This window comes from Nitrospira sp. Nam80, from assembly GCF_965152575.1.
The window spans coordinates 2,932,954-2,959,906 of record NZ_OZ224216.1 but is presented as its reverse complement, the minus strand read 5'-3'; the positions used below and the strand labels follow the sequence as shown (position 1 = coordinate 2,959,906).

At 58.4% G+C, this 26,953-nt stretch carries 20 protein-coding genes; 14 read left to right on the top strand and 6 right to left on the bottom strand.

Annotation, left to right across the window (positions count from 1 at the left end):
- Positions 1 to 2 precede the first annotated feature (2 nt).
- The 3 genes from ACWGXE_RS13820 to ACWGXE_RS13810 are packed head-to-tail and all read right to left on the bottom strand — an operon-like array spanning position 3 to position 5,996.
- On the bottom strand, positions 3 to 1,442 hold the full coding sequence (locus tag ACWGXE_RS13820; protein ID WP_447598384.1) for a TolC family protein: 1,440 nt from the start codon (positions 1,440 to 1,442) through the stop codon (positions 3 to 5).
- Between the two features lie 33 nt (positions 1,443 to 1,475).
- Positions 1,476 to 2,732, bottom strand: coding sequence for an efflux RND transporter periplasmic adaptor subunit (locus ACWGXE_RS13815; RefSeq protein WP_447598383.1), 1,257 nt, complete (start codon positions 2,730 to 2,732; stop codon positions 1,476 to 1,478).
- Positions 2,733 to 5,996: an efflux RND transporter permease subunit gene (locus ACWGXE_RS13810; protein ID WP_447598382.1), complete on the bottom strand. Its 3,264-nt coding sequence runs from the start codon at positions 5,994 to 5,996 to the stop codon at positions 2,733 to 2,735.
- A 421-nt stretch (positions 5,997 to 6,417) separates the two neighbouring features.
- Between ACWGXE_RS13810 and modA the strand changes: the two genes are divergently transcribed.
- From modA to ACWGXE_RS13745, 13 genes are all read left to right on the top strand, one after another.
- Positions 6,418 to 7,179, top strand: coding sequence for a molybdate ABC transporter substrate-binding protein (gene modA / locus ACWGXE_RS13805; RefSeq protein ID WP_447598380.1), 762 nt, complete (start codon positions 6,418 to 6,420; stop codon positions 7,177 to 7,179).
- Positions 7,180 to 7,198: 19 nt separating this feature from the next.
- Positions 7,199 to 7,870: a molybdate ABC transporter permease subunit gene (gene modB, locus ACWGXE_RS13800; protein ID WP_447603742.1), complete on the top strand. Its 672-nt coding sequence runs from the start codon at positions 7,199 to 7,201 to the stop codon at positions 7,868 to 7,870.
- On the top strand, positions 7,867 to 8,958 hold the full coding sequence (gene modC / locus ACWGXE_RS13795; protein WP_447598379.1) for a molybdenum ABC transporter ATP-binding protein: 1,092 nt from the start codon (positions 7,867 to 7,869) through the stop codon (positions 8,956 to 8,958). Before modB ends, modC begins: the two co-directional genes overlap by 4 nt.
- Positions 8,959 to 8,977: 19 nt before the next feature.
- Positions 8,978 to 9,799: a sulfite exporter TauE/SafE family protein gene (locus ACWGXE_RS13790; RefSeq protein WP_447598377.1), complete on the top strand. Its 822-nt coding sequence runs from the start codon at positions 8,978 to 8,980 to the stop codon at positions 9,797 to 9,799.
- A 311-nt stretch (positions 9,800 to 10,110) separates the two neighbouring features.
- Positions 10,111 to 12,105 (top strand): TonB-dependent receptor plug domain-containing protein, encoded by a 1,995-nt coding sequence (locus ACWGXE_RS13785; RefSeq protein WP_447598375.1) that lies wholly within the window; start codon positions 10,111 to 10,113, stop codon positions 12,103 to 12,105.
- 241 nt (positions 12,106 to 12,346) lie between these two features.
- Positions 12,347 to 14,257, top strand: coding sequence for a malto-oligosyltrehalose trehalohydrolase (gene treZ / locus ACWGXE_RS13780; RefSeq protein WP_447598374.1), 1,911 nt, complete (start codon positions 12,347 to 12,349; stop codon positions 14,255 to 14,257).
- Positions 14,258 to 14,267: 10 nt separating this feature from the next.
- Positions 14,268 to 16,286: an amylo-alpha-1,6-glucosidase gene (locus ACWGXE_RS13775; protein WP_447598373.1), complete on the top strand. Its 2,019-nt coding sequence runs from the start codon at positions 14,268 to 14,270 to the stop codon at positions 16,284 to 16,286.
- 119 nt (positions 16,287 to 16,405) lie between these two features.
- The gene (locus ACWGXE_RS13770; protein WP_447598372.1) at positions 16,406 to 18,157 is read left to right on the top strand and encodes a thiamine pyrophosphate-dependent enzyme; all 1,752 of its coding nucleotides are present in this window, start codon (positions 16,406 to 16,408) and stop codon (positions 18,155 to 18,157) included.
- 31 nt (positions 18,158 to 18,188) lie between these two features.
- Positions 18,189 to 18,767 carry a hypothetical protein gene (locus tag ACWGXE_RS13765; RefSeq protein WP_447598371.1) on the top strand — a complete coding sequence of 193 codons (579 nt, stop codon included), beginning with the start codon at positions 18,189 to 18,191 and terminating at the stop codon, positions 18,765 to 18,767.
- Between the two features lie 55 nt (positions 18,768 to 18,822).
- Positions 18,823 to 18,987 (top strand): hypothetical protein, encoded by a 165-nt coding sequence (locus tag ACWGXE_RS13760; RefSeq protein WP_447598370.1) that lies wholly within the window; start codon positions 18,823 to 18,825, stop codon positions 18,985 to 18,987.
- A 22-nt stretch (positions 18,988 to 19,009) separates the two neighbouring features.
- On the top strand, positions 19,010 to 21,253 hold the full coding sequence (locus ACWGXE_RS13755) for an amylo-alpha-1,6-glucosidase (protein ID WP_447598369.1): 2,244 nt from the start codon (positions 19,010 to 19,012) through the stop codon (positions 21,251 to 21,253).
- Positions 21,254 to 21,295: 42 nt separating this feature from the next.
- Complete coding sequence (locus ACWGXE_RS13750; RefSeq protein ID WP_447598367.1) at positions 21,296 to 21,421, top strand: hypothetical protein; 126 nt, start codon at positions 21,296 to 21,298, stop codon at positions 21,419 to 21,421.
- Between the two features lie 7 nt (positions 21,422 to 21,428).
- Positions 21,429 to 23,240: a glycoside hydrolase family 15 protein gene (locus ACWGXE_RS13745; RefSeq protein ID WP_447598365.1), complete on the top strand. Its 1,812-nt coding sequence runs from the start codon at positions 21,429 to 21,431 to the stop codon at positions 23,238 to 23,240.
- Positions 23,241 to 23,274: 34 nt separating this feature from the next.
- Here ACWGXE_RS13745 and ACWGXE_RS13740 read toward each other — a convergent pair whose 3' ends face one another.
- Both ACWGXE_RS13740 and ACWGXE_RS13735 read right to left on the bottom strand, forming a co-directional pair.
- Complete coding sequence (locus tag ACWGXE_RS13740) at positions 23,275 to 24,222, bottom strand: universal stress protein (RefSeq protein WP_447598364.1); 948 nt, start codon at positions 24,220 to 24,222, stop codon at positions 23,275 to 23,277.
- 45 nt (positions 24,223 to 24,267) lie between these two features.
- Positions 24,268 to 24,456, bottom strand: a complete 189-nt coding sequence (locus ACWGXE_RS13735; RefSeq protein ID WP_447598363.1) for a hypothetical protein — start codon at positions 24,454 to 24,456, stop codon at positions 24,268 to 24,270.
- A gap of 431 nt (positions 24,457 to 24,887) precedes the next feature.
- Between ACWGXE_RS13735 and tal the strand changes: the two genes are divergently transcribed.
- Complete coding sequence (gene tal / locus ACWGXE_RS13730; protein WP_447598362.1) at positions 24,888 to 26,027, top strand: transaldolase; 1,140 nt, start codon at positions 24,888 to 24,890, stop codon at positions 26,025 to 26,027.
- Positions 26,028 to 26,048: 21 nt separating this feature from the next.
- Here tal and ACWGXE_RS13725 read toward each other — a convergent pair whose 3' ends face one another.
- The gene (locus tag ACWGXE_RS13725) at positions 26,049 to 26,894 is read right to left on the bottom strand and encodes a hypothetical protein (protein WP_447598360.1); all 846 of its coding nucleotides are present in this window, start codon (positions 26,892 to 26,894) and stop codon (positions 26,049 to 26,051) included.
- Positions 26,895 to 26,953: the final 59 nt, after the last annotated feature.

The following is a 26,953-nucleotide window of genomic DNA, read 5'->3' as shown; positions in this document are numbered from 1 at the left end:
TTCTAGTATTTCCGCTCAGGCATGGTATCACTTGCCCCCGGATACTCTATCGCGGGTCCCTCGAACACGGAAGACGCGGGACCGGCTGCCGATAAGGACACGCCGCCCGTCGCATAGGCCAGCGTCACCTCGGCGATTTTATAATCATACTGAGCGTCGGCCAGCCGGGTCTGGGCGGCGGTGACCGCGACTTCGGATTGCGTAACCTCCACCACCGAGCCGAGGCCGAGCTTGTAACGCTGCTTGGCGAGCTGCAGGGCTTCCTGCGCGGTCTTCACCTGTTCCTCGGCCAGTTTGATCTGTTGAGCAAACGTCACTGTGTCGAGATAGGCGGTGGTGACTTGTTGAGTCAACGCTTGTTCCACATTCACCGTCGCGGCGTCGGCCGCGTCTTTTTGCGCTCTGGCTTCCGACACTTGGTTTTCGATCAGGAATCCCGTGAAGAGCGGCATAGAGACCAATGCGCCGGCCGTCCACCAGCCGCCGGTCTGCTGATTCTGGCGCGGATCAAACGGGTCATAGGTTCCGCCGCTGGCGATGGCTGACACGGTCGGAAGGAATTGCCGCTTGGCCGCGCGCATACGGGCGTCGGCCGACGCCGTCTGTTCCTTCGCTCGTTTCAGTTCAGGATGAGACAGGCTGTCGTTGATCAAATCGTTCAACGCTTTCGTGCTCCGCACATCCGTCGACACATCCTCCAGCACGTATTCGTTGGATCCGGCGAACCCGATGGCACGATTCAAATCGGCGAAGCTGGCCCTGAGATCGTTGCGGCTCTTCACCAGGAGAGATTCGGCGTTGACCAGCTCCACATGCACCAGGTCGAAGTCCAATTTCGACTTGAGCTGTTGCCGGTGCAAGGCTTCAATCTGCGTGGCGATCACGCCTCGTTCCCGCACCGTCTCTTCAGCGATCTGAACCAGCCGGCGCCGCTTTAAACTGTTGAGGTAGCTGCGCTGCACATTCATCGTCACGAAGGCGCGGCGCGCATTGATATCTTCATGTTGCGCCCGCTGAGCCAATTGATTCGATTCCACCAGATTCTGCGTATAGCCGAAATCGTAGATCCGCTGGTTGGCGATGAGGCCGCCTGCAAACGCCGTCTGATTCTCTTGAAGGAGTCCTCCTCCGATCATAAATCTCGGATTGGACCGCCCGGCTCCGGCCACCGTATTGGCATTGGCATAGACCTGCGGATAGTACAGGGAACGGGCCTGCTCCGTCCTTGCCTCGGAAGCTTTCAAGTTGGCGGACGCTTCCTGCAAAAGGGGATGATTCGTCAGCGCCAATTCAAGGGCATGTTGCAGGCCGAGAAATCGCCCTCGTCCGGATTGGTCGGCCTTTGTGGAGGATTGGGCGTTCAGATGGGCGGGCAAGAGAAACAAGAGGAACAACAACACGGAGGCGCAATGAACAGGTGACCGTAACAGAGATCGTTCCATAGACATCTCCTCTTCGTGGGCGGTGGTTGGTGGTTATCGTGATGAAGTCGGGGCCGGGGGAGGAAGCGCCGCGGAGCGCCGTTCAAATTTCTGTTGTCCGGGTTTCGCGTCGGGAAGGCGAAAGGGCGATGCCAGTACCGGCACCCCATCGAGCAGCTTCTGTTTGCCGACCACGACCACATCTTCCCCCCCGGATAATCCGGACGTGACCTCAACCCAGCGGCCGTCGGTGATGCCTGTGCGGATCGGGATCGCTTTGGCCCGCCCCTGCTCGATGACGAACACCGATTGCCCCGATGCGCTTCCGTTGACGGCCTGGGGTGGCAGCACCAGAGCCTGCGGAATTTCACGAAGCCCGAGCGCGACTTCCGCGAATGTGCCGGGACGAAGCACATGATCGGGATTAGGCAGATCGATCTCGACCAAGAGACTTCGCGTCGAAGGATCCAGGGCCAAGGTGGTCCGCGTGACCGTACCGGTGAAAGTACGGCCGGCCGGCTCCTTCAGGATAAGAGACGCCTTCGTCCGGCCGGGGACGATCCAGCTACTGTCGTCTTGCGGGACGTTGGTATAGACACGAACCGTGTTGAGATCCATGATGGTAAACAATGGAATGGCCCCCGTGGCCGACGCGGTGGCGACTTGGATCAGCGCACCGGGGTCGGCGAAGCGCGCGGTGATCGTCCCGTCGTACGGAGCGCGGACTTTTGTGTAGGCCCGCAGCACTTCCCGTTGCTCCATCGAGTGCTGGGCTCCCTGGGAGGCGGCTTCGGCTACGTCCACATCCTGCTTGGCGATGACATCCGGCGAGTCTTTCCAGACCTTCGCTAGCCGCTCGTACGTGAGCTTCTTGATTTTGTAATCCGAAACCGCCTGATGGTACTGCTCTTCCACTTCCGGTGCGTCGATGATCGCCAAGACTTGGCCTTTCTTGACCAGGTCGCCTTTGTCCGGGCCGATCCACTTCAAATAGCCCGAGACTTTGGCGTACAGAGTAGTTTGATAGAGCGGGGCGATGTTTGCGGGAAGCGTGATGGTGTAGACCAAATCCCGGCGTATTGGTTTGGCGATCTGCACATCGATCGGTCGGTTTTCATTTGGCGGGGATTGGGCGGCGCCGGAAGACGACTCCGGATGAGTGACCGGCGGGGGTGAGGAGATGCCGTTGTCCGGGCCATGGAAGTGAAGATATGCGGCGATGGCGATCAGGATCAGCATTCCGCCCACCAAAAAGGTGCTCCACCGCCGGTAGGCCGGGAGCGTCTCCTTTTGCTTATCGGCTTCATTCATCTAAGGCTTCTCCGCTATGGCCGTGGGTGTCGAGGAAAGTTTGTGATGAGTATGGCGCCCGAGGACCAGACTATGGATGACGGGAACCACGAGTAATGTCATGACCGTGCTGACCGCCAGGCCTCCGACGACCGCCCGGGCCAACGGAACCATCGTCTCGTTCCCTTCACCGAAGCCGAGAGCGAGCGGAAATAGTCCAAGGATCGTTGCCAGCGCCGTCATGAGAATCGGTCGGATGCGGCGTCTTCCAGCCTCCAACACGGCCGTTTCAACGGTCGCTCCGGCCCGTACCATGCGGTGCGCAAAGTCCACCAATAAGATGCTGTTCGACACGACGATGCCCATCATCATCAATGTGCCGATCATGGATTCGACGTTCACCGATGTGTTGGTGAGGTACAGGGTCAGCACGGTCCCGATCAATCCGAGAGGAACCGCCAGAAGGATGATCAAGGGATCGATCAGCGATCGGAAGAGTCCCACCATGACGAGATAGATCAAAAGCACGGCCAGCGGCAAGGCCAAGACGAAGTTGTCGATCGCAGCCCGCATGTTCGCGACTTCTCCGCGCAGGTCAATCGTCACGTCCTTGGGCAACGAGATGCCGGCGAGCACCGCCTCAATGTCGCGCGCGACTTTTCCGAGATCGTTCCCGACCGGCGTCACCAGCACATCGACCAGTCGCGAGAGATCATAATGGTCCACCGAATCCGGACCGGTCTTGAACTTGAGAGAAGCGACGTCGCGAAGCAAGACGGGCGGGCCGCGACGCTCATCGCCGCCCGCGTAGAAGCCGTTCGACATATCCAGCGCGCGGCCGGCAAACGGCGTGTTCTGAAGCGCCAGTATGGATCCGCCCGCCCCGGCCGGCGTCAGGCTTGCGGTCGGCAACAGAGGAGTTCTTGCTCCGATAATCGGAATATTCAAGAGATCTTCGGTGCTGGTGAGCGACTGCTCAGGGTACTGCGCCAGCAGATAGTAGCCGTTCGCGGTCTTCGGATCGAGCCAATAGTTCGGCGACAGGGCGATGTTGGAGCTGATGCCCGTAATAACATCGACGATGACGCGGTCCTGTGTCAGCCCGTAGTACGCGGCTTTGGTCCGGTCCACATCGATGTGCAGTTCCGGATAGGCCTTTCCTTGCTTGATGCGGACATCCGCAGTATTCGGAATCCCTGCCACCTTCTGTTGAATCTCTTCCGCCACCGGACGGAGGACATTGAGCTGCGGCCCCCGCACCTGGATATCGATTGGGGCGCGAAGACCGAAATTCAGCACATCGCTGATGATTCCGCCCGTCTGAAATGCCACGTCGATGCCAGGCAATTCGGCTTTGAGTCTATCGCGCAGTCGGCCGATGTATTCAGCGGTGGAAGTCTCATGTCCCGTGACCAAATTGACCAGCACAAACGCCGTATGGTTTCCCGTGTTGGGTGCGAAGCGGGCCGCGTCCCCATAGTAGAAGCCGGTATTGGAAATCACCTGCTCGAGTTCCTGATCGGGGATGGTGTTCTGGACCAGTTGCTCGATCTGCGCCACGATGGCGGTGGTCTTCTCGATTCTGGTTCCCTCGGGCGCCGTTACCAGCATGGTGAAATTGCCGGCGTCAATCTTGGGAAAAAACTCGGTCGGGAGTCGTGGAAGGAGCAGAAAGCCGGTCCCGAGCAGCGCAACGAGCGCTACTACCATCACCAGCCCCTTAAACCGCAGACCGGCCCGCAGGAGTTGCTCGTAGCCGGCAAGCACGTAACGGAACCATCCTGCGTTTACTGCGCCCTCTGTGTCGGCGCCGTGGCCGCCTTGATAGAGGCGAGCGAGAATCACCGGCGTTACCGTCATGGAGACCGCATAGTCCGCCAGCATGGCAAAGGCGACGGTCAAGGCCAACGGCACGAAGAGATACTTGATAATGCCGCTGAAGAACACGATCGGCAGATAGACGATCAAAATACAAATCGTGGCTACCAGGATCGGCACGGTCAATTCGGTCGCGCTGTCTTCGGCGGCTGATCGCCCGTCCTTCCCCATTTCCAGATGGCGATGAAGATTCTCCTGCACCACGATGTTGTTGTCGAGCAAGGTCCCGATTACGAGCGCCAGACCGCCGAGGGTCATGATGTTGACCGTTTGGCCGTTTAAGTAGAGCGCGACCAGCGCCGCCGTCAATGACAGTGGAATGGCCAGGCCGACGACCAACGCCGCCTTCACACTGCGAAGGAACAAGAAAATCATCAAACCGGCAAGTCCGGCGCCCAACAGCCCTTCCTTTTGCAAATTGGCGATGGCTTGCCGAATGTAGAGCGATTGATCGTAGATGTATTTCACCGCCGTTCCGGCGGGAATTTCCGTCAGGCTCGGGAGACGCGCTTTGATCCCGTCCGCCACTTCCAATGTGTTCGCGCCTTCCTGGCGGGTGATCGGAATGTAGGTCGATTCCCGGCCGTTTACGCGCACGACCGAGGTTTGAATGGCCGCCGAGTCCGCCGCGGTGCCGATATCTCGGACGAAGACCGGCGTACCGTTCACGATCTTGATCGGGATGTCATTGATTTTGTCCACTACGTCGATGAGGCTGTTGGAATAGACGTAGTAGTCGAGATCGCCGATTTTGATATCGCCCGACGGGATGATGACGCTTTGCGAGTTAATGGCCTTGACGACCTCGGAAGGAGAAACGCCTCGCGCCAGCATTTGTTGTTGGTCAAGGAAGACGGTAATTTGGCGCACTTGCCCGCCCAAAGGCGAGCCGAACGCGATGCCGGGCACGCTTGCAATCTGATTGCGGACCGTAAAGTAGGCCAGGTCGCGCATCTGTTTGGCGGTCAGACGGTCGCTGCTCACCGAGAGCAGGCCGATGGGAAGACTGGAGGCCCCGAATTTGAAGACCGACGGAGGGAACACGCCGGGAGGGAGAAGTCTGATCACGTTGTAGGCGAGGCTCGTGATCTCAGCCTGCGCCGCATCGATGCCGTACTCCGGCTGAAAAAAGACCTTGATATAACTCATCCCCGCCAGAGACTGCGATTCAATGTGCTCGATATAGCTGGCTTCAATCAATCGTTGTTCGAGCTTCAGGGTGATGGCCCCTTCCATCTCAGCCGGACTCAAGCCGCGATAGAAGGTCGTCACGAGGATGGTCGGGAGCTTGATTTCGGGGAAGATGTCCACCCGCATCTTTTTATAGGATACGGTTCCGAGCACGAGTGCGATCATGCAGAGGGCGAAGAGGGCATAGGGATTCTTCAGGGCGGCGCGAGTCAGCATTGGGGTGGAGGCGATACGAGAGGCATCACTGTAAGGAAATCCCTAGGGCTTAGATTAACCCAAACACACCAAGAAGGCCATGAAATCTCCGTGAGGTCCGGGACCAGCGAACGATCTGCTGCACAACTATTCTTCAACAGCGCGGTAGATAGCGGCGTGGCGTTACAGGTTCGTTAACTGCGCCGGATGCCCGCGTTAATTTCTGGCAGCACGCATACTCACCTGCATACAAAACATGTGCAAAAGTGTCGATGGCACTATATCTGAGACCTGATTCGAGCGTCAATAATAGATAAATAATATATAACTATGCTAGCATCCGCCTCATCGAGTGAGGGACTGCTGAGACGCCCAAGTAAACCACGTCCCGTATCAAAGTAGTCTGACCTTTATCTTTGACCGATGCAAGGAGGTTCCTTCTATGCTCCGGATGGTAGGTACAATCGCGGGGTTCATCGCCTGGATAGGTCTGTCCGGCGCACCGGCGCATGCCGGCCAGGTGCAGGTTGCAGTCGCGGCGAACTTCGTCCCGCCTTTTAAGGAGATCGCGGTGGAATTTCAGAAAGCGACGGGTCATACGGCGCAACTCAGTGCCGGCTCCAGCGGGAAATTTTACGCGCAGATCAAGAACGGCGCTCCCTTCGAAGTCTTTTTTTCCGCTGATGACGAGCGGCCGAAGCTGCTCGAGGAAGAAGGGCTCGGCGTGAAGGGCAGCCGATTCACCTATGCCGTCGGCCGGCTGGTGTTGTGGAGCCCGAACCCGGAGTTGGTGAAGGGAGAGGAGACATTGCGGTCCGAAACTTTCAGGCACCTCGCCATGGCGAATCCCAAGACCGCGCCCTACGGCACCGCCGCCATGCAGGCCATGATGAAACTCAACGTCTGGGATCGGCTGCAGCCGAAAATTGTGCAGGGCGAAAACCTCGGCCAGACCAGCGGGTTTATTGATTCGGGCAATGCGGAACTCGGCTTTCTGGCCCTGTCTCAGGTGCTCGATCCCGCGTTGAAGGGAAGAGGGAGCCGGTGGGATGTCCCAACGTCTCTCCATGAACCCATCGCGCAGGACGTGGTGTTGCTGACAAAAGGACAGAATAATCCTGCCGCCAAAGCTTTGGTGGAATTCATGCGCGGCCCCCAAGGGCTTCAGATTATTGAGCGGTACGGGTATGATGTGAAAAAATGAAGGCAGGGAGGCGCCCGATATCATGCTGAGTGATCTGGATTGGAGCGCCCTCTGGGTGACCCTGCGTTTGTCCGGCGCCACGGTGCTGGTGCTGCTTATTGTCGGCACGCCCCTCGCCTGGTGGCTGGCCCATACGCGATCGCGCTTCCGGGTGGTTGTGGAAGCCTTAGTCGCCCTCCCGATCGTGTTGCCTCCGACCGTTCTTGGTTTTTATATATTGGTCGCGTTGGGACCTTATGGCCCCATCGGACATTTCACCGGCCTGACCTTGGCGTTCACCTTTTGGGGGCTGGTGATCGGATCGGCCTTTTATTCGATGCCGTTTGTCATCCAGCCGTTGCATGCGGCCTTCGAAGCGGTCGGCAAGGCGCCGCTGGAAGCCGCATGGTCCCTGCGGGCATCCCGCTTCGACGCGTTTTTGACGGTCGCGTCTCCCATGGCGATTCGCGGGTATGTGTCCGGCATCGTCTTGGGCTTTGCCCATACCATGGGCGAATTCGGCGTGGTGCTCATGGTCGGCGGGTCGATTCCGGGAAAAACACGCGTCCTTTCGACCACGGTATTCGATCACGTGGAAGTGATGGAGTACACGCAGGCGCATATCATCTCGGCCGCCATGTTGCTCTTTTCCTTTCTGGTTCTGCTCGGTGTGTACATCGTGAACCGCAAATTTCCTCTCCACGTGTCATGAGCCGGCTCATCGGACGGTTCGACGTCTCGTACCCGAACTTCCATCTCCACGTCGAGTTCGATGTGCCGGCGGCCGGCATCACCGCCGTGTTCGGGCAATCAGGCTCCGGAAAAACCACGCTCCTTCGTTGTCTCGCCGGACTCGAGCGATCACCGACCGGTTTCATGCAGGTCGGTGACGACGTGTGGCAGGATGAGAGCCGCAACTTGTACGAACCGATCTCCAGCCGCCCCATCGGGTATGTTTTTCAAGAGCCAAGATTGTTTCCGCACCTCAGCGTCCGATCAAATCTCGTCTATGGGTTCAACCGCACACCGGTCGGCGAACGGCGGCTGTCGGTCGATCAGGTGGTCGAGGTCTTGGGCATTGCGGCCCTGCTGGATCGGCGTCCCCATAAACTGTCCGGCGGCGAGCAACAGCGAGTCGCGATCGGCCGTGCTTTGTTGACCAGCCCCAAGCTGTTGCTCCTTGATGAGCCGCTCTCGTCGCTGGACAGTCAGCGCAAGCGGGAAATCATGCCGTTCATTCAACGGCTGTATAAGGAACTAAAGATTCCCATCCTCTATGTCACCCATTCCCTCCATGAAATTCTTCAGCTTGCACAAATCGTGGTGCTGTTGCGGAACGGCAAGGGCATCGCGACTGGGCCTCTGAACGAGGTCTTTTCGCGTCTGGATTTACATCGATACCTGGGGCCGCATTTAATCGGTTCGGTCATCGACACGGCTGTGGCCGGTCATGAGCGGGAGTTCGGCCTGACTCGTCTCGAATTCAACCGGCAGTCCCTCTACGTACCGCTTCAATCACTGAATATCGGCGATCCCTTGCGGGTTCATATATTATCCAGCGATGTCAGTCTGTCGGTCGGACAGGCCGGGCATCAGACCAGCGCGTTGAATGTCCTTCCAGCCACCGTGGTGGAGATCCAGGAAGTGGACCAATCGACGGTGGATATCCGGTTGGATATCGGCTGTCCCTTGGTTGCAAGCATCACGAGAAAGTCAGTGGCCGGCTTGGGCCTCAAGCCGGGACAACAGGTCTATGCGCACATCAAATCCGTAGCGCTCGCCGAGGACGTGGCGGAATAGAGATGGGGCGAATAGCAGCATGAGAGCCTTCCTCCTCGCCGCTCCGATTGCGGTCTTGGGAGGACTGATTGGTCTAGGCGGGGCGGAATTTCGACTGCCGGTTCTGATGCGGGTGTTCGGGTATCCGGCGAAGCGCGCGGTGCCGATCAATCTCGCGATCAGTTTGGTAACCGTCGTCTCTGCCTCTGCGACCCGTGTGACGACCGCTGGGGAGCCGGTCCTTGCTCTGCTTCCTATCCTGGTTCTCTTCGCCGTCGCTTCGATGATCGGCGCCTATATCGGCACGGGCTATCTCCTTCGATTACATGATTCCCATTTTGAAAAGGTCGTCGCGGTGCTTCTTATCCTGATCGGCGGCCTGCTCATTGCGGAGTCGCTCTTTGACTTTGCGACCCATCGTGTGGCGGAAGGAATACTTGCGAATGCCGCCTTAGCTGTCGGATTCGGGCTGATCATCGGAATCATCAGCTCGCTCCTCGGCGTCGCGGGAGGCGAATTGATTATCCCGGCGCTGATTCTCGTCTTCGGCCTGGGAATCAAGGAAGCGGGTACCGCCAGTCTTCTCATTAGCTCAGTAACAATCTTTGTCGGATTATTCCGGTATTGGAAGCAGGGACGCTACCATGACAACGATGTGATGGAGATGGTGATTCCGATGGGAATCGGGTCGGTCATCGGCTCTATTGCCGGCGCCGCCATGATCGGCATTGTCTCAGCCTCACTGCTAAAAACCCTTCTGGGCTGTATCCTGATCCTGTCCTCGCTAAACATCTTTTCGGCAGCAAGCGAGCCGTCTCCGAAGAACATGGAACCGTCCGGTCCCGCTATATCCCGTCGCTGACCATTCTGTGATTCAGCATAGAGACAGTTCGCATATCGCAATGGATTTCTGCGAACAAACTGTATCTTTCCAGATACGGTAGTGCATTCGATTAGATACATCTTCGTTCGGCCTCAACGCAGACTCCAACACATGCGCCTCTCTCTCCTAGGGGCAGTCCATTTCCCACGCATTCTGTTTCTTCTGTGTGCGGCTCAAACATTGCTTACACGACTTCACTGAGGCGAGTTCGTTCATTGCGAACACAATAAATGCTTGCATTTGGTACCGCGGCGCCCGACTGCCCGTTCAACTGCTGAACCATGCGTGCCGTGCGAAGAACATTAATCGCCATCCTCTGTATGCCCGGCGTGCTCGTGGCACTGTCTTCAGTTCCAGTGAGGTCTCAGACCTCTTCCTCATCGGTCTCACAGGAACTCGAACTTTTGAAAGAAGAAGAAACAGTCAGCATCGCCGTCCGCCACGAACAGCCGATTTCACAGGCTCCGTCAAACGTCTATGTGATCACCGACGAGGATATCCGACAGTCCGGGGCAACCGACCTACCAACGGTGCTTAGGCGGATTCCGGGTATCGATGTCATGCAGATGACGGGAGCCGACTTCAATGTCAGCGTGCGTGGCGACAATCAGCTTTTTGCCAACAAATTGCTCGTTATGGTCGACGGCCGGTCTATTTATATCGACGGACAGGGACTCGTGTTTTGGAAATCCATCCCTGTGACCTTGCCCGAAATCAAGCGGATCGAAGTGCTGAAAGGTCCTGCATCTGTCGTCTATGGGTTCAATGCATTTGATGGAGTCGTCAACATTATTACTAAATCTGCTCAGGAGATGAGGGGTACGACCATGCAATTCGGCGGCGGAGAGTTCGGCACCATTTCCAGTGCTGCCGTTCATGCGGGATCTGCCGGCAAATTCGACTATCGTTTATCGCTGGGCCGCGATCAAAACCAACAGTGGCGGGATCAAGATGCACTCGCGTATCGTTCACATAAACTCAACATACAGACACAGTATACCTTCTCGCCGGACTCGGCTCTTCAGGTCGCGGGAGGATTCATCGATACGAACCGTTTCGATGGTCCTGTGTCGAACGTCCAGATTCCCCAGACGCAGTTTAATCAGGGGTATGGAGATGTCCAGTATCAATATCGGAGCTTGGTGCTTCGAGGATGGTGGCAAGGGAATGATATTCCGGTCGAATCATCCACCTATCCGCTTCTCGCGCCCTTCCTTCGGCAAACGAACGCCCAGGGCGGCAATGATCTCTCGTTTTCGACGAATACCTACAATATCGAGGCGCAACATGGATTCGATATTGGACGAGCTAACCGGCTCACCTATGGGGTGAACTATCGCTATAATACGGTTGATGGCAGAGCCGTGTCTCAACGGGGACGAGAAGATCGTCTAGGATTCTATGTTCAAGATGAATGGAAGTTTCTTCCATCTCTCACCGCGGTGGCCGGAGTACGGTATGATCTGCATACCAGAATCAAAGGAACATGGAGTCCTCGCGTGGCACTGCTCTATAGTGTCACCCCGGATCATACCTTCCGGTTGAGTGGGTCGGTGGCTTATCGACCACCCACGCTGTTTGAAACGAATCTGGACCTGCGGTTTGTCCCGACGAGCCCACCGTTGTTTGCGCCGTTCCCCTTGTTCGGCTCCAATACATTGGGCCCGGAACAAATTATTTCCTATGAACTCGGCTATCAGGGGTGGTGGCTCAAGCACCGACTCCGCACTCGACTAGATCTCTTCTTTAATCATCTGTCCGATCTCATCAATTTTGAGACGGCCGGGGGTACAAGGACTTTAGTCAATGGCGGACAGGCGGATATTTATGGCACGGAGGGGGGCGTCGAATTTCTCGCGACTCGCTGGCTCACCGGCTTCGCCAATATCACCTATCAACGAATCGGTCAAACCTTTACAGGCGTGGCGCGTCGCGGGGCGCCGGATCTTAAGACCAACGTCGGCCTCCGGGGTGAATGGGAGAATGGCCTCAGCGGGGAGGCCGCCGTTCACTATGTGTCTGGAGCGACGTATCCATTAATCGAATTCTTTTCAGCTTTTGGGCCGCTTCTTTCTTCCCCCATCACGCCGCAGGTCGACAGCTATACATTGCTGAACCTCCGTGCCGGCTATCGCTTTTGGCAACAAAAAGCCGCTGCCGGCTATCTTCGTGATGCCGAGATCGCCGTTTCTGTCTTTAATGCGCTCGATGATCAGCACAAAGAGCATCCGCTCGGGGATATCATCAGCAGGCGCATCATGGGATGGCTTACGGTGAGATTTTAACCATTCAGGCTTAGCGTGGTCGTAAGATCACCTTGGCCGATCGCACGGATCTTCCTCAAGGCCGGGCCCGCTTGCTGAAAATCAGCAGGTACGTGTATGTAACAGTGCCGTGAATTTGAGAGCGACCTGTTGGCTCATGGAACAATCAGTCAGTCTGCTAGCTAGGGGTCTTCCTAGTTGGGGTCAAACTCATAACCTGTTAACTGACAACGATTACTTCGAGAGCTAACCTAGGAGCCTCATGATGTCCCGCTCCGACACCCTGCCCGGGAGACCACAGTCGAAAGATCAAGGCGGTAAGCCATGGCGGTTGGATCTCGGCGCCACAGTCACTCCGGATGGAGTTCGTTTTCGCCTCTGGGCCACGAAGCCGAAACGAATCGAGGTCGTTCTTCAAGACGGCACGGCCCATCAACTCCAAAAGGATGATGCCGGATATTGGACCAGCCTTGTTCCCCAAGCGAAAGCCGGCATGACATACCGCTATCGCGTGGACGGGAATGACTCTTTTCCTGACCCCTGCTCCAGATTTCAACCGGAAGGGCCGCACGGCCCGTCGCTCATCGTTGATCCGGGAACCTATCGATGGCGGGACCAACAGTGGCGGGGCGTGGATATGCACGGCCAAGTCATTTACGAACTCCATATCGGGACCTTCACGCCGGACGGGACGTTCGATTCGGCGATCAAGGAATTCGATGAGCTCAAGCGACTCGGGATCACGGTCATCGAGGTCATGCCGGTGGCGGAATTTCCGGGCCGCTGGAATTGGGGCTATGACGGGGTGGATCTCTATGCTCCCGCGCACGTCTACGGCGAGCACGACGCGCTGAAGCGTTTCGTCGATGAAGCGCATGCCCGCGGCCTCGCGGTCATTCTGGACGTGGTCTACAACCACATCGGCCCGGATGGTAATTATCTGCCGACCTACAGCGGCGAATACTTTACCGACCGATACGGCAACGAATGGGGACAGGCGTTGAATTTCGACGGCCCCGATGCGCGGCCGGTGCGTGAATTTTTCGTTCAAAACGCCGCCTACTGGATTCACGAATTTCATCTGGATGGATTGCGGCTGGATGCAGTCCACGCGATCCATGATGCGAGCCCGGTCCATGTGCTCGCGGAGCTATCACAGGAGGCCAGGCGGGCGGCAGGAGAGCGCTCGATCATCCTGATTGCCGAATGCGAATCGCAGCTCATCGAAACCATCGAACCAATTGAGCGCGGTGGATGGGGATTGGACGCCGTGTGGAGCGACGATTTTCATCATGTATGTCGAGTCGCGGCCACCGGGCGGCACGAAGCCTACTATAGCGATTACCGAGGCATGGCGCAGGAACTGGTGTCGGCCGTCAAACGAGCGTTCCTGTATCAAGGGCAACAGTACCAATGGCAGGGGAAGCCGAGGGGGACGGTGGTCAAGGACCAGCCGGGGCAGGCCTTCGTCTTCTATATTCAGAACCACGACCAGGTGGCGAACCAATTGTGGAGCGATCGGCTTGATGCCAAGACCAATCCCGCTGTCCTGCGGGTGCTCACGGCGTTGCTGCTGCTGGCGCCTGAGACTCCCATGTTATTCATGGGACAGGAATTTGCCGCTTCCTCGCCGTTTCTTTTCTTTACCGACCACGACCCCGGACTCGCCAAGCTAGTTCACGAAGGTCGGCGGAAATTCCTTGCTGAATTTCCCAGCTATGCGTCCGAGGCCGCGCAGGCGCTGGTCCCTGACCCGAATGATCGCTCTACCTTTGAACGATCCAAGTTGGATCTCTCGGAGCGACAGCGCCATGCCCCTTGGTATGCCCTTCACCAAGATCTCTTGCGTATTCGTCGCGAAGACACCGTGATTGCTAAGCAGGCACGGGATGCCGTGGATGGAGCCGTGATCGGGCCGCACGCGTGTCTGCTGCGCTATTTCGGGGATGAGGACGATGACCGACTGCTCGTAATCAATTTCGGCGCTGATCTCCGCTATCGGCCTGCGCCCGAGCCCCTGATCGCGCCAAGCCCACGGGGACCTTGGAGGTTGGTTTGGTCCAGCGACGATCCGCGCTATGGAGGACCGGGAATCATCGCTCCATTGACCGACGAAGGATGGACCATTCCCGGCATGTCCGCATGTTTGTACAAGACGGAAATAAAGTTCTGAGTTCCGAATTATGAATTCTGAGTTGACCATCACCTTCTCGCGCGACGAATTGCGCGATTCCGCGTCGCTGCTTTCGAAAGAGTGGCTGGTGACGAACGGTTTGGGAGGATATGCCTCCAGTACGATCCACGGGGTGGCAACCAGGCGTTATCACGGGACATTCGTGCCGGACCTTCCGTCTCCATGGGGCCGGACGATCATCATGCCGCGGCTGGATGAAAAGCTCAGCACCGAGGGGGGAAGTGTGCTGGTGAGCGGGGTCGAATATGAAGACGGCCGGCTCGATAGCGACCTACCCAAGGTGATCGGCGAATTCCGCCGCGAATGGCAGACGCCGGTCTGGCGAATGGTTATCAATGGGCGCGAGGTGGAGAAGCGGGTCATCATGCCGTATGGGCAGAATACGGTCTATGTGGAATATCGACTTCTCTCCGGCGGTCCGGTACGGTTGAATGTGCGGCCTTTCGTCACGTTTCGCATGCTGGATGCGCAAATCAAGGATGCGCGCCAACCGCCGTTTCCTCTGACGATTCTCGGCGGCCGCTATGAAATGCAGCTGAGCGAAGGAGCGCCGGCGCTGAAAATGTGCCTGCGCCCTCACTGCGGCTGCTTCGTCGCCGACTATCAGATGAGCCGGGGCATTCTCTACCGTGTCGACAGGGATCGCGGTTCCCAATCGATCGAAGACCTGGCGAGCCCCGGATATTTTACCGCGGAGATCACGACCGACCGGCCGATCGCCTTTGTGGCCAGTACCGAGAGCTGGGAGGTGCTCGAATTTCACGCCGGGTCCATCTTCGAGGCAGAGTCCCAACGGGTGCAGAAATTGCTCGCACTGGCGAGTGTTGCGCAACCTGACGACTTCGAACACCTTCTTGTCTTGGCCGCCGATCAGTTCATCGTCTTTCCCGGCAGTCGCCTGGAGGAACATGCGCTGGCGCAGGCGTCCGGCGATGAAGCGAGGACCGTCATCGCGGGCTATCATTGGTTCACCGATTGGGGCCGCGACACCATGATCAGTCTGGACGGTCTCACCCTCTGTACCGGCCGCCATAAGGAGGCAAGGGCGATCCTGCGGACGTTCGGCAATTACATTCGCGACGGATTGCTGCCGAATCTCTTTCCTGAAGGGCAGCGCAAAGCGCTGTATCACACGGCCGACGCGACGCTCTGGTACTTCCACGCCTTGGATCGCTACTACCAGGCGACCGGAGATCGGGACACCTTGATGACACTCTACCCCATCTTGAAGGGAGTCATCGATCACCACGTAAGAGGCACACACTTTGGAATCGGGGTCGATCCGAAGGACGGCCTCCTGCACGCCGGCTCCGAGGGGTACCAGCTGACGTGGATGGATGCCAAGGTTGACGGGTGGGTGGTCACGCCGCGGCGCGGGAAGCCGGTCGAGATTCAAGCGCTCTGGTTCAACGCGTTGCGCCTGATGGCGGAATGGGCGGAAAGTTTGGGAGAACGGCCGGACGCATGGCTGCGCATGGCGGAGCAGACAAGCCGATCATTTAACGAACGGTTCTGGAATCCAGCGGCCGGCTGCCTGTTTGATGTCGTGGACGGCGAGCATGGCGATGATTCCAGTCTCCGCCCGAATCAAATGTTCAGCATCTCTTTGCGGCATCCGGTGCTGGATGAACAGCGATGGCGGCTGGTGGTGGACTGTGTGATCGAGAAGTTGCTGACTCCCGTCGGCTTGAGAAGTCTCGCCCGCGGCCAACGTGATTACAAGCCGAAGTATTTCGGAGACCTCCGCGCGCGGGACGCCGCGTATCACCAGGGGACGGTGTGGGCCTGGTTGATCGGTCATTTCATTGATGCCTGGCTGCGAGTGTACAAAGACAAACAGAGGGCACGGTTCATGCTGGAAGGATTCAGGCAACAACTGCGCGACGAGGGCGTCGGGACGATCAGCGAAATCTTTGATGCCGAGCCGCCCTACCATCCGCGCGGTTGCATTGCGCAGGCGTGGAGCGTCGCGGAAGTATTGCGGGCATATCAGTTGCTGACTCGCTGATTTGGTGATGTAGCGAAGATCCACGACCCAGTCATCACATCGCAAATCATTCAATCATAAATCGCAAAGTCATACATAAATCACACAATCATACTTTTATCGCAGGTGTGAGGTGACCCATGGCTGCAACGGTTGGCGATCTGTTGGTTGATCGATTGATCGAATGGGGCGTCGACACGATATTCAGTCTCCCGGGAGACGGGATCAACGGGATTTATGAATCCCTGCGCACCAGACAGGACAAGATCAAACTGATTCAAGTGCGGCATGAGGAATCAGCCGCGTTCGCCGCCTGCGGCTATGCCAAGTTCCGGCGGCGACTCGGCGTCTGCCTGGCGACCTCCGGTCCGGGCGGCATCCATCTCTTGAACGGCCTTTATGACGCCAAATTTGACGGGCAGCCGGTCCTCGCGATCACCGGCCATACGTTTCATGACTTGATCGGCACTCATTATCAGCAGGACGTGGATCTCGACAAATTATTCAGCGACGTGGCGGTCTTCAGCGAGCGCGTGATGGGGCCAGCCCACGTCTGTAACATGGTCGACGAAGCGGTGAAGCGGGCCCATGCGCGCCGGGGAGTCGCGCATATTACGATTCCCAAGGATATCCAGAGTTGGACATCGGACGGTCTTCGGTCGAAGGCCAACATTCCTCACCACAGCGGCGGACTGGTCAGCGACACCTATCCATTGCCGCCCAAGGCCGCGCTCGAGCGGGCGGCCGAGATCATCAATGCCGGATCCAAGATCGCGATCCTGGCGGGGCGCGGTTGTCTAACGGCCCGGGATGAAATCATCATGCTGGCCGAACGGGTCGGCGCGCCGATCATCAAGCCATTGCTCGGCAAGGGGGTGGTGCCGGACGATCATCCCTACACGACCGGCGGCATCGGGCTATTGGGCACGGCTCCATCTCAAGAAGCGATGGAGGAATGCGATACACTGATTATTGCCGGCACCAGCTTTCCCTATATCGAGTTCTATCCCAAGCCGGGCCAGGCCAAGGCGGTGCAGATTGATCTTGATCTGGCCAGGATCGGGCTACGCTACCCGGTCGATGTCGGCTTGGTCGGGCAATGTTGGGATGTATTGCGCGCGCTCTTGCCGTTGATCCAGTCGAAAAGCGACCGTCGCTTTCTCGAACAGTGCCAGAGCCGCATGAAGCGTTGGAACGACCTCATGATGGAACGGGGTACGAGATCCGACAAGCCGATGAAACCTCAGGTCGTGGCCCATGAGCTGAACCAATTCCTGACGAACGATGCCATTATCTGCTGCGACACCGGCACGTTGACCACCTGGGCCGCGCGGCATATCAGGATGAAAGGCGAGATGCAGTTTTCGGCGTCCGGCACGTTGGCGAGCATGGCCAACGCCTTGCCGTACAGCGTGGCGGCGTCGGCAGCGTTTCCCGGGCGGCAAGTCGTGTGTTTCACCGGAGACGGAGGCTTCACCATGCTGATGGGAGAACTGGCCACCATCGCGAAGTACCGGCTACCGGTCAAGGTCATCGTCATCAAGAATGACGTGCTGGGCATGATCAAATGGGAACAAGTCGCGTTTGAAGGAAATCCGCAATACGGCGTGCAATTGCACCCCATTGATTTTGCCGCCTACGCCGAAGCGTGCGGGGTGCGGGGATTTACCGTCGAGGATCCGGCGCTGGTGCGCTCCGTGTTGAAGCAGGCGTTCGATGAACCGGGGCCCGCGCTGGTGCAAGCCGTGGTCGATCCCAATGAACCGCCTTTGCCGGGAAAAATCACCACGGAGCAGGCCTGGCAATTCACCAAGGCCATGGCCCGCGGGCAGAAGGACCGGTGGGACATCATCAAGACCCTGGTTGAAAATACCGTCCGTGAAGTGGTGTAGGGGCCGGCGGCGGAGCCGTCTTCTGGCATGCATGCCGGGGCTGATGGCGTTGGCCTTGGCCGGCTGTGTTTCCCCGATCGCCATGCATCATGCAGTTCTGGCCTATGATCGCAGCGTCGAACGGGTGATCAGCGAAGAATTGCTCCTCAACATTGTCCGTGCCCGATTTTATCAACCGGTACACTTTACGAAAGTATCGAGTGTGGCAGCGACGTTTGACTTCCGTGTCAGCGCAGGCATTACGCCGCCCGAAGGGGACGCGCGCGGACTGGTTGGGCCGGTGTTTAGCGCGACAATGGCGGAGAATCCCACGGTGACGATTGTGCCGATCGACGGCGAGGAGTTTACCACGAGACTGCTGACGCCGTTGGATGAAACTCGATTCTTAAAATTGCTTGAGGTCGGCGCTGACCTAGGCATGGCCCTGCGTATGGTTGCGAGTTCGCTTCGCATTGATCATGACGGAATGATTCACGTGTATATGAACGATCCGGGTCGCATTGCAGAGTACGAGGAATTCCGGCGTCCTCGATTTTCTCGCCCGGACGACCCAAGACGTCCTGAAAGCCACACCGGAGATCGAAGCGCCGGGCACGCTGAGGGGATTTGACGCACGTCATGTCCTCATGATTGAAGAGTCGGTTCGGCCGCTCAATGAGGCTGCTGTGACGATACGGTATGCCGACCGCTACTTTGGGATCCGCCGGCCGGACGCCGGCGACCCGTCCAGCATCTCGAATATCAAGGCCTTCGGCATGCTGTACCAGCTCTTCCAAATGATGGTGCAGCCGATTGCTGCCCAGGTGCCCGGTATTGCCATCGCGAAATAGCAGGCGCTGAAAGGAACGAAACGTGGCTACGACCAATACGCCGGCCAAGGAGGCCAAGCGGCCTCGTTCGCGGAAGAAGCAGGACGAACGGAAGCAACAGGTCCTGACCAAGGGTGTGCCGTCGGTCGTGCAGAGCATCGCCCATGCGATCGTCATCAAAGACGACAACCTGTTTTTTCTCGCGCCGCGGGGCGGCGAGATTCCGCCGGTGAAAGGCCATGGTTTCGGTCTCTATTATCGTGATTGCCGGTACCTCAATCGCTACGAGCTGACCGTCGGCAATGTGCACCCGGAGCCGCTCGCTGCGACGGCGCAGCCTGGTTCGCGGGCCCTTTTTCAGCTCACGATGCCCGATATGCGCGGCCTGGACGGACAGTCGATCCACCGGGAGACGATCGGCGTGAGATGGGAACGCATGGTTGAACGGCGTGATCCGGCGTTGCTGGAGACGATTACGATTCAGAACTTAGGACGAGCACCGGTGGAATTGCCCCTTTCGCTTACGTTCGGGTCGAATTTCGAAGATCTGTTCACGGTCCGCGGGCTGATGCCGAAGAAGCGCGGCACGATCTACCAGCCTGCATGGAAGGACGGCTGCCTGTTTTTTGCCTATCGCGGCGCGGATCAGATTTCCCGAACGATCACCATTCATTTTTCCCCCATTCCCGATCAGCAAAACGGCGTCACGGCCGCATTTACCATGGCGCTTCAGCCGGGGGAAAGCTGGGAGCTCGGCGTGTCGTTGACCCTCGCGGAGTTCCGTGAGCCGGGCCACCCGGAACCCTGCAGCCCGGTCGAGCGGCAACTCGATGCGATCAAGCACGCGCTCGACCGGTCGTCCGAAAACTGGTTGAGTCGGGAAGCCGCCGTTGAGAGCAACAGCCTGCTGCTCAATCAGGTCGTGCGTCGTTCTTTGCTCGACCTGCATGTGCTGGAAAGCTCGCTGAAAGGCGGCCGCTTCTTCGCGGCGGGAGTTCCCTGGTTCGTGACCCTGTTTGGCCGCGATAGCTTGATCACGGCGTTGCAAACCTTGGCCTACGATCCTGATATTGCGCGCGACACGCTGCGACTGGTGGCTCAGTATCAAGGCCAACATGTCGATCATTGGAGAGATGAGCAGCCGGGGAAGATTCTTCACGAACTCAGAGTCGGCGAATTGGCCCGGCTGCATGAGATTCCTCATACGCCCTATTACGGCACCATCGACGCCACCCCTCTATTCCTTGTCTTGATCAGCCGACATGCCCAGTGGACCGGGGATTTGGGTCTGTTCAAGGAACTGCGGTCCCATGTTGAGTGCGCGCTCGAATGGATCGAGCGGTACGGTGACGGAGACGGCGACGGGTATCTGGAATACGACAGCACAACGCAACACGGGGTGATTAATCAGGGCTGGAAGGACTCGGGCGATGCCATCGTTACGGCCGACGGACAGTTGGCCCGGCCTCCGATTTCGTTGGTGGAGGTCCAAGGCTATGTCTATATGGCGAAGCATGCGATCGCGGACCTGTACGAGCGGGTCGGAGAGGCAGAACAAGCGGCGAATCTTCGTCGCCAAGCGGATGACCTGAGGACACGGTTCAACCGGGATTTTTGGTTGGAGGACGAGGGGTTTTTTGCGCTGGCGCTGGAATCCGGCGACCGTCCATGTGCCGTCATTTCCTCGAACCCCGGGCAGGCCCTGTGGACCGGCATTGTCGATCCCGGCAAGGCGGGGAAAGTCGTCGATCGGCTGCTGGCATCCGATATGTACAATGGATGGGGCATTCGCACGCTCTCTCAAAAGGAGCGACGGTACAATCCCATCGGCTATCATTTGGGCACGGTCTGGCCGCATGATAATGCGTTGATCGCAGCCGGCTGCCGCCGGTACGGGTCGGACGCCGCCGCCAGACAAATCTTTGAAGGTCTCATGGAAGCTGCCATGGGATTCGATCATTACCGGTTGCCGGAAGTCTTTGCCGGATTTGCGCGCGAAGAATATGGCGTGCCGGTTCATTATCCCGTTGCCTGCCATCCGCAAGCCTGGGCGGCGGGATCAATTCCTTATCTGCTTGAGACCATGCTGGGCCTGCAGCCTCATGCGTTTGACCAGCGGCTCGACATCGTGAATCCCGATTTGCCGGCCCTCGTTACTTGGTTGGAGTTGCGGCGATTGAGGGTGGGGCAGGCAGTGGTGGACCTCAGATTCGAGCGAGGCGCCGGGGGCCGGCTGAAGCATGAAGTGACGGGCTGCCAGGGGCCGCTGACCGTATCCGGCGGATAAGAGTCATCCCCGCCCATATCCTGCGCTGTGACGGAGGAGAACATGGAACCATTGGCTGTGCTGGGTGTGTTGGCCCTGCTGAGCGGCATCATCGGCATTGTTGTTCCGCTGGAGGGAGAAGGAAGAAGGCAGGCCGCTAGGGAGAAGCAATACGGGCAATATGGCTGAACCGGCTATGAGACCACTGCATCGGACCGACGGTTATTTGCCGATCGAGGATCATGGTCTGATCGGAGACGGCGCGACCGCGGCCTTAGTCGCCCGCGACGGCCGAATCGTCTGGTTGTGCCTGCCTCGATTCGATTCTCCGGCGTTGTTCTGTAGCCTGCTGGATAGAGATCGGGGAGGCCATCTTGCCGTTACTCCGGAAGACCTCCAGGAGTCCCGACAGTTCTACGAACCGGACAGCCCGGTGCTCGTAACGGAGATGAAGAGCGCGGGAGGCTTGGTCCGCCTCACCGATTGTTGCCCGCTTATGGCCGGGGCCGACCTGACCGACGATATCCGGGCCACCAGGGAAGAGCTCTTGAGAAGTGTGGAGGTCCTGTCGGGCACGGTGCGTCTACGGATCGATATTGAACCTCGAGGAGGTGCTGAGGCCGAGGTCCGGGACGGTGGACTTCGGGTGCGGTGCGCCGGCCAGCCCGACTTCATCTTGCATGTCTTGTCATCCGCGCCGTTGAACGGGCTCCGCACGGTGGTGACTTTGAAAAAAGGCCAATCGTTCCATATCTTGCTGCGGTGGCGACAGTCTCACGGCCATGTCGCGCCGTTCGATGCGCGTCGTCTGTATCGCGACACAATGTCCGTCTGGAAACAATGGCTGACCCATGTCCAGTATCATGGCCCCCAGGAGGCCCTGGTCCGTCGCTCCGCCATTACCATGAAGCTCTTGGATCATTTCGAGAGCGGGGCCATTGTGGCCGCTCCGACGTCCTCGCTTCCGGAACACATCGGCGGGGTTCGGAACTGGGATTATCGCTATGCCTGGGTGCGGGATGCCGCCTTTTCGGTGTACGCCCTGCATCGGATCGGTCTCTCGCATGAGGCGGCGGGGTTTCTGGCGTGGGTGCTCGAAGCGGTGGAGCGTATTGGCTCTCCGCGGATCATGTACAACTTGGACGGCCGCAGACCGCCGGATGAAACCGATGACCCGGAGCTTGAAGGGTACCGGCGTTCCAAGCCGGTCCGGTGGGGCAATGCCGCAGCCGGTCAAACACAGCACGACGTCTATGGAGAGATTCTCGACTGCGCCTATCAATGGACGGCTCATCACGGATCGATGCCGGAGCGGCTGTGGAATCATCTCTGTGCCTTGGCTGAGACAGCGGCGCGGGAATGGCGAACGCCCGATCATGGTATCTGGGAAGTACGAAGCAGCGGGCGGCCCTTCACATATTCGGCGGCGCTGTGCCAGGTGGCGGTAGACCGGGCGGCCCGGATGGCTGAACGTTTCGGCTTGCCTGGTCCGAGACAGCGATGGAAGCAGATGGCGGACGACATCGGTCGAACAATATTGGAGGAGGCGTGGGACCGAGAGGCCGGCACGCTGACCGAGCATCTGGGCGGCGGGAAGTTGGATGCGAGCCTCCTATCCTTGCCGCTGCGGCGGGTCGTGCCGGCCGACCATCCGAAGATGGTGGCGACAACGCGGGCGATTTGCGATCGCCTGGGCGCGGGCAAAGGTTTGCTGTATCGGTACCGGCATGAGGAGTCTCCGGACGGAATCCCGGGGCAGGAAGGCGCGTTTTTGTTGTGCAGTTTTTGGCTCGTCGACAACTTAGCCGGGCAAGGGCGCGTGGAGGAGGCCTTGGAGCTGTATGATTCCCTCTGCGCCAGAGCCGGACACCTCGGCTTGCTTCCCGAGGAAATCGATCCCACGACGGGTGCGTTCCTCGGCAACTATCCGCAAGCCTTCAGCCACATCGGGGTGATTGCCAGCGGCGTGAACCTCGCGCGGGTGCTTCGAGAGAAGGACGCCGTATAGCGGTCACCTTACGGCCTTGGATTCGCCCGCACGCTTAGATCGCCTGTTCCGTAATGGAAACGGTTCGCTGGCGTCCCGGTGCGTGCGTGTACTCTTTGATCGTCAGGACCGGGCAGGATGCACGTCGAAGGACGCCCTCGGCCACGCTGCCGATCAGCGCGCGTTGGATGCCGCGCCGTCCATGCGTCCCCATAACGATCAGGTCCGCGTTCCGGCTCGCGGCCGTGTCGACGATGAAGTCCGCTGGTCCGCCTCCTCCGAGCGTCACAATGTCGGCCGTCAACCCTTGCGAGCGAATCGCCTCCGCATAGGGCTCCAGACGCCCTTGGAGCTCCCGCCTGATGCGTGCTTCGTCCGCAAGTTCCGCGATGGTGTAGTGAAGGCGCAGCCAGGACCATTCAAGCACATGCACCAATGTGATCGATGCCTTGAACATCCGGGCCATTACAACGGCCACTTCGAGGGCGTCAGCCGAACCGCGTGAGAAATCGATCGGGACGATAAGATGCCGGATCGCGGGTGACATCGGGTGGGGCCCCTCGGCGCGAACCGTCAGGACCGGGCAGGCGGCTCCTTTCACCACTCGTTCGGCGGTACTCCCAACCAGCACATGTTCCAGGCCGGTCCGTCCCTGTGAGCCGAGGACGATCAGATCAGCGGCCTCCGCATCCGCGACGCGGATGATCTCTTCGCTCGGGGTCCCGATTTCCTGCGTCGCGGAAGCTTGCACCCCGTCTCGTGTCAGCTGCAAAGCCAGATCGTCCAAGGCGATCGAGACTTCCCGGCGTACGGGATCAAGCAGGTTCGTGTCGGCCACGGCATCCAGCGTTAACGTCGGATAGGGCTGGGACACGTGCAAAATATGAAGGCGACCTCCTGAGGCACGAGCTAAAAAAATCGCATAGTCTTGAGCCAGAGCTGCCGCGCGGCTGAAATCCGTTGCTCCGAGCAACCGGCTTGGCCACATCGATTGATTATTCATAGCATGATCCCTATATGTTTGAACAAAACACAGACGGTGTCGCGTTTATGTTGAGGCCGAGATCCTGATGAGAAGCCACAATACCGAAACGCCGGCCACGCCGAGTCCAATGAACGTCAGGCGCCGGCTTCGCGATCCGGTAGTCGATCCAACGAGCAGCAAGATGATACCGACCGCCAGGCTAAACCAGGGAAGATAGGCCACGTAGGCGCCGAATAGCTTGTCTATCAACAAAGTCCGCCTCCGTTCGACCTTCTCCAATAGGAACGCCGTCGAGTTCTTTCGCGAGGGAGGAGCTGCAAGAACAGGTCCTCACGAGCGAGCCGCCTTCTACATCACAGAACACATCGCACCGATCAGGGCGCCGGTCGATCGTCGGTTGAACAAAGAGGTCCTGGTTGATACGCTTGCCGAATCGGCAGCCGGCCATTTATCGTCTCTGTCATCCATCTCGCCGGTCAGTGATTGAACCGGATAATTGTACCCGGTCGGGACAGTGTGCACGACCTGCGGGAATAGGGCAACCGTTCTGTGTCGGGCTCCGGCTCCTCGCTTTCCTCAACGAGTTATCATGATTTATTTCAATGCCGCCCTTGAACTAACCATCGGGAACGCGCCAGAATGACAAAATATCATTTCATCACCCTGTCATCACCTGGAGGAGTATGACTTCTCAACAGACGCTGACTCAAAATCCGCTCTCTCAGCTTGCCTCCTGCGGGCAAAGCTATTGGCTCGACAATTTGACTCGATCCATGATTCGGACCGGAGAGTTGCAACGGCGGGTGACGAAGGAAGGCTTGCGGGGGATGACTTCCAACCCCACGACGTTCCACGCGGCGATCACGGCTGGTCGGGATTATGACGAGCAGATCGAACAATTGTCCCGCACCGGGCTTAGCACCACGGAGCTGTTCGAGTCGCTCATGGCCACTGATGTGCGCGACGCGTGCGATGTGTTCCGGCCCGTCTATGAGTCTACCGGACGGGTCGACGGCTACGTCAGCCTGGAAGTGTCCCCTCATTTCGCGCACGACGCCTATCGGACCATGGAACATGCGCGACGCCTGTTCGCCGTGGTGAATCGACCCAATGTCATGATCAAAATCCCCGGCACGTCGGCCGGAATCCCGGCGATCGAAGAGATGTTGTACGAGGGACTCAATATCAATATTACCTTGCTCTTTTCCATCCAGAGTTACCAAGGAGTCGCGGAGGCCTACCTGCGCGCGTTGGAGCGGCGGGTGGGAGACAACCGGGCCATCGACGGGATCGCCTCGGTGGCGAGCTTCTTTGTCAGCCGGGTGGATACGCTGATCGACCAATTATTGGCGCATCGGATTTATGGCGATGACAAGAGCGCCTTGCCCGCTCAATTATTGGGGCGCGCGGCGGTGGCGAATGCGCGGGTGGCCTATAAGTATTTTAAGCAAATGTTTGCCGGCGAGCGGTGGGACAAGCTGGCCGGCCGGGGAGCCAGAGTGCAGCGGGTCCTGTGGGCCAGCACGGGGCGAAAGAATCCCGCCTACAGCGACGTGGGGTATGTGGAGCCCTTGGTGGGGCGGGAGACCGTCAATACGATGCCCGAGGCCACCATCAAAGCTTTTGCCGACCATGGGCGGGTCGTCCCCGATTCGGTGGAAGCCGATGTGGAGGATGCGCTCGAGGTGTTGCGCGAATTGGAAAATGTCGGCATTGACTATCGCTGCGCGACATGGCAGTTGGAAAACGAAGGCATTCAGAAATTCATCGATTCGTACGACACCTGCCTTCAGGCCATCGAGAAGAAGCGAAAGGCGGGCTAATCGGCCGGTCACCGGGCTCCTTCATCCGCGAAGGCCGCGCCGAAAAATTTCGCGGTAGAAGGGCCGGTTCAGCCATCGGCTTGGCCGGGTCGCCCAGCGCCCGGCGGATTGGAGCCGGTCCCGCATCATCGCCGGGTGACGTCCTCTGAACTCCTTTAGGACCGAGTAATTCTCGAACCGGAAGGTCTCGCCTGCCAATTGTTCTGCTTCCGAGGCGGGGACATGGTCGCCGTGGTACACCGCGACCTGTTCCCGCTTTTTCGCGACCATCGTTTTCGGGTCTTTCACCCATCCATAATGAAACATCCGGGCGCCGGAGTAGGCCAGCCATTCCGGCGGTCCGCTCTGCAGGTATTGCCCGGTCGCCTTGACGTGGAAACCAACCGCATCGCCGCAGGACTCGACCTCGCCGTTGTTCCGAATCATGCGCACCGCCTTGTGATAGGCCCAGGGATTCGTCGACCAGTAATCGGCGACAAAATGCAAGTAACGAAACAGGAGGCCTTTCAGGTGCGGATTTCCCAGATGGCTCGTCATCGCTTCCCGAAGGACGGGGAGGTCCTCCTCGTGCACGACTTCATCCGCTTGAATGTAGAACGCCCAATCGCCGGTGCAATGGGACAGCGCGAGGTTGGTTTGCTGCGAATAGAGCAGCCCGTTCTTGCGGAGAGTGTCATCCCATACCGATTGGATGACTCGAATTTTGGGATCACCGATCGCTCGGATGAGTTCCAACATCCCGTCTTCGCAATGTCCGACATTGACAATGAACTCATCACAGATCGGCAGGGCGGATCGGATCGATTCGGTGACGGGGAAATCGTATTTCACGGCGTTGCGAATGAATGTGAATCCGCTGACCTTCATGAGAAGTCCTCCAGCAGTTCACGATTGCAGGCGCTCGGGCACGTATATTTACACGCATG